Raw genomic sequence first — 4,793 nt, forward strand, 5'->3', positions numbered from 1 at the left:
GGAAATCCTTTGTTTCAAAATCTGTCATTGAATTCAAGAAAAATCCGAACTACTGGGATGCTAAAAATGTCTTTGTAGATGATGTGAAATTGGCTTATTATGATGGTAGTGACCAAGATGCACTAGCTCGTAACTTTGTTGAGGGAGCTTATAGTTATGCTCGCCTTTATCCAAATAGTGCAAGCTTTGAAGGTATTAAAGAAAAGAATAAGGACAATATCATCTATAGCTTGCAAGATGCCACTTCTTATTTCTTAAACTTTAACCTAGATAGAAAATCTTATAAATTCACTTCCAAGACAAGTGATGCTGAAAAGAAATCGACTCAGGAAGCGGTTCTTAATAAAAACTTCCGTCAAGCCATTAACTTTGCCTATGACCGTACAGCATACGGGGCTCAATCTCAAGGAGAGGATGGTGCAACTAAGATTTTGCGTAACCTAGTCGTTCCTCCAAACTTCGTAAGTATCAACGGCAAAGACTTTGGTGAAGTAGTGGCCTCTAAGATGGTGAATTATGGTAAGGAATGGCAAGGAATCAACTTTGCGGATGCCCAAGATCCATACTACAATCCAGAAAAAGCTAAAGCTAAATTTGCTGAAGCTAAGAAAGAACTCCAAGCCAAAGGAGTCCAATTCCCTATCCACTTAGATAAAACTGTAGATTTGACCAATAAGGCAGAAATTCAAGGAATCAATTCCATGAAGCAATCAATAGAATCTGTCTTAGGTGCAGAAAATGTTGTCATTGATGTTCACCAACTTTCTACAGAAGACTATGAGAGTTCAGGTTATCTTGCTCAGACTGCAGCTCAGAAGGATTATGATCTTTACAACGGTGGTTGGAGTCCAGACTATCAAGATCCATCAACCTATCTTGACGTCTTTAACGTTAATTCTGGTGGTTTGATGCAAAATCTAGGTATAGAGCCAGGTGAAGCCAATGACAAGGCCAAGGCTGTTGGATTGGATGTCTACACTCAAATGTTGGAAGAAGCTAATAAGGAGCAAGAGCCGGCTAAACGTTATGAAAAATATGCGGATGCCCAAGCTTGGTTGGTAGATAGCTCTCTAGCAATTCCAAATGTTTCACTAGGCGGAACACCAACATTGAGAAAAATTGTTCCTTTCTCAACACCATATTCATTGGCTGGTAATAAAGGGGTTGAATCATATAAATACCTCAAAGTACAAGATAAAACAGTCACAAAAGATGAATATGAAAAAGCCAAAGAAAAATGGCTGAAAGAAAAAGAAGAATCCAATAAAAAAGCCCAAGAAGAATTGGCAAAACATGTCAAATAAGAATTTTTCAAGAAAAAACGATGGTTTCGAAAGAAGCTGTCGTTTTTTAATAGAATGATGGCAAATTTGGAAGAAAATGCTTACATTTTTTAATTGGTTTATTAAATTTATGTTATAATGAATATAACAAAAACGTGAGAAATTATTTTCGAAAATCTACCCAGTGTTAACTGAAGTATGCACATGCTAGAACGATTTTATAGGAGGGATGTTATTTACTGAAAAAGTAAGATAAAATGCAACAAAACAAATGATAAGTTCTTCTTTTATGTGAAGAGTTCTTATCTGCCTGTTTACTAATCGTTATGGAGGTATCATCATGGGCGCTATTATGGAGTTTGCAACAGAAAAACAGATTGAATCATTTCTCTCAACTTGCCACATTGAAGGACAAAAGAATTTTCTGATGGCTTTCAAGAAAAAGACATGCTTGAAATCCTTTATTGATTTTTTCATTATAGGTGGTTCCTACTATGTTCAGTCGAGTGTGAAGCCTAAGATTCTGGCATTCACACCTAAGGGAATCTACTTGATGGACATCAGTGATATAACTGAAAATCGCTCTAATCAAGTCCTTGAGATGCCTTGGAATCAAGTTCAAGATTTTACTTATAAGACAGTCTTGAATACAGTTAGGCTGAATTGGAACTATCAAAATGAAGTCTATATTTTTTCCGTGGATGTCGGTCAGATTAGTCAGCATGTGGGCCAGTATCAATTTAATAAAGACCATTATGACTATTTAGCCCAACAGGATTTCTTTCAGTCAAAGTAAACTCTAGCAATCATTTTCACAAAAGAATCTGGAAGCTTTTCTGGATTCTTTTTAGCTTTACTCGATAAGTATATAGTTTGAAACTATAACTAGCTCTTGAAAAGAAGAAAATGAGTTGATGAAAATAAGTGGTACAATAGTTACTATAGATTTGGAGGTATTGTATGAGCAAGGAATTACACATCAACACAATTTTGGCCCAGGCGGGTATCAAATCAGATGAAGCGACAGGTGCATTGGTGACACCGCTTCATTTTTCAACAACTTATCAGCATCCAGAGTTCGGTCAGTCTACTGGATTTGACTATACGCGTACTAAAAACCCAACTCGCAGTAAGGCGGAGGAAGTCTTGGCGGCTATTGAGTCAGCAGACTATGCCCTAGCGACTAGCTCAGGGATGTCAGCCATTGTGTTAGCTTTTAGCGTCTTTCCAGTAGGAAGTAAGGTTTTGGCAGTACGTGACCTTTATGGAGGTTCTTTCCGCTGGTTTAATCAAGTGGAGCAGGAAGGCCGTTTCCATTTTACCTATGCCAATACAGAAGAAGAGTTGATTGCTGAGTTAGAAAAGGACGTGGATGTTCTCTATATCGAAACACCAACCAATCCCTTGATGTTGGAATTTGATATCGAAAAACTAGCAAAATTGGCTCATGCTAAGGGTGCCAAAGTGGTGGTGGACAATACCTTTTACAGCCCTATCTACCAACGTCCGATTGAAGATGGAGCAGATATCGTTCTCCATTCAGCAACCAAGTATCTAGCAGGCCACAATGATGTCTTGGCTGGAGTTGTTGTGACCAATAGTGTAGAATTATACGAAAAGCTTTGCTACAATCTCAATACGACAGGGGCAGTCTTGTCTCCATTTGACAGTTATCAATTGATTCGTGGTCTCAAGACCTTGTCTCTTCGTATGGAGCGCTCAACAGCTAACGCCCAAGAAGTGGTCGCCTTTTTGAAGGATTCTCCAGCAGTTAAGGAAGTTCTCTACACTGGTCGTGGAGGCATGATTTCCTTTAAAGTAGCGGATGAAACACGCATTCCTCACATTTTAAACAGCCTCAAGGTCTTCTCTTTTGCGGAAAGTTTGGGTGGAGTGGAGAGTCTGATCACTTATCCAACGACGCAAACTCACGCTGATATTCCAGCAGAAGTGCGCCATTCTTATGGTTTGACAGATGACCTCTTGCGTTTGTCGATTGGGATTGAGGATGCTAGAGATTTGATTGCAGATTTGCGCCAAGCCTTGGAAGGATAAGATAAAGATGGGAAAATATGATTTTACAAGCCTGCCCAATCGTTTAGGGCACCATACCTATAAATGGAAAGAAGCAGAAACGGATAGTGAAGTCCTACCAGCTTGGATAGCGGATATGGACTTTGTAGTCTTGCCTGAAATCCGCCAAGCTGTGCAAACTTACGCTGATCAACTGGTTTATGGCTATACCTATGCCAGTGAAGAGTTAATTAAGGAAGTTCAAAAGTGGGAAGCCACACAACACGGTTACCACTTTGACAAAGAGGCTCTTGTCTTTATCGAGGGTGTGGTACCAGCCATCTCAACAGCTATTCAAGCCTTTACAAAAGAAGGCGAGGCGGTTTTGATTAACACACCTGTCTATCCACCCTTTGCACGTAGTGTCAAGTTGAACAACCGCAGATTGATTACTAATTCTTTGGTGGAAAAGGATGGTCTGTTTGAGATTGACTTTGATCAACTGGAGAAGGATTTGGTAGAAGAGGATGTCAAACTTTATATTCTTTGCAACCCTCACAATCCTGGTGGACGTGTTTGGGAAAAGGAAGTGTTGGAGAAGATTGGCCAACTCTGCCAAAAACACGGTGTTTTCTTGGTTTCAGATGAGATTCACCAAGATTTGGCCCTCTTTGGTCACAAGCATCATTCCTTCAATACCATTAATCCTGCCTTCAAAGATTTTGCGATTGTCTTGAGCAGTGCCACTAAAACCTTTAACATTGCTGGGACAAAAAATTCCTATGCAGTTATTGAAAATCCTAAGTTGAGACTGGCTTACCAGAAACGCCAGTTGGCTAATAATCAACATGAAATTTCAGGTTTGGGTTATTTGGCGACAGAAGCTGCCTATCGCTATGGTAAGGATTGGTTAGAGGAACTCAAGCAAGTCTTTGAAGACCACATCAATTATGTGGTAGATGTATTTGGAAAAGAGACTAAAATCAAGGTCATGAAACCGCAAGGAACCTACTTGATTTGGCTTGATTTTTCAGCCTATGACCTGACTGATGAAAGATTGCAAGAGCTGTTGAGAAATGAAGCTAAGGTTATCCTCAACCGTGGTTTGGATTTTGGGGAGGAAGGAAGTCTCCATGCCCGCCTCAATGTAGCCATGCCTAAACCTCTGTTGCAAGAAGTTTGTCAGCGGATTGTGGCGACTTTTGCCAAACTTTAAAAATCCAGCCTTCTAGGGGAAAAGTCTTCCTAGGAGGCTATTTTCATAGAGGAAAATATGGTATAATAAAAAGATAAGGTAAAGGTAGAAATATGGCTAAATTGATTCCGGGGAAGTTGCGTATGGAGGGTGTTACACTCTCTGAAACAGGCAACATTGAGATTATCAAGGAAAAAGGGAATCGCCTCTATACTCGTGTGGCGGGAGAAGACTTGCGCTACAGTTTAGAGGATGATCTGGTTTTTTGTGCTTGCGATTTTTTCCAAAAAAGAGGTTACTGC

The 4,793-nt window shown here is 39.8% G+C and carries 4 protein-coding genes and 1 pseudogene; all 5 read left to right on the forward strand.

Going from position 1 to position 4,793, the window contains the following annotated elements; genetic code table 11:
- Positions 1–1,304: ABC transporter substrate-binding protein (locus QZ565_RS08185; RefSeq protein WP_295528058.1), on the forward strand; the 1,304-nt coding region annotated here is incomplete at its 5' end.
- A 319-nt stretch (positions 1,305–1,623) separates the two neighbouring features.
- Positions 1,624–2,079: a hypothetical protein gene (locus QZ565_RS08190; RefSeq protein ID WP_295528062.1), complete on the forward strand. Its 456-nt coding sequence runs from the start codon at positions 1,624–1,626 to the stop codon at positions 2,077–2,079.
- Positions 2,080–2,243: 164 nt separating this feature from the next.
- Complete coding sequence (locus tag QZ565_RS08195; RefSeq protein WP_261076744.1) at positions 2,244–3,338, forward strand: cystathionine gamma-synthase; 1,095 nt, start codon at positions 2,244–2,246, stop codon at positions 3,336–3,338.
- A gap of 7 nt (positions 3,339–3,345) precedes the next feature.
- Complete coding sequence (locus QZ565_RS08200) at positions 3,346–4,512, forward strand: MalY/PatB family protein (RefSeq protein ID WP_295528068.1); 1,167 nt, start codon at positions 3,346–3,348, stop codon at positions 4,510–4,512.
- A gap of 92 nt (positions 4,513–4,604) precedes the next feature.
- Positions 4,605–4,793: pseudogene (locus tag QZ565_RS08205) on the forward strand (helicase SNF2); the annotation flags it as partial.

It is taken from the genome of uncultured Streptococcus sp. (assembly GCF_915066115.1).
GTDB lineage: Bacteria > Bacillota > Bacilli > Lactobacillales > Streptococcaceae > Streptococcus.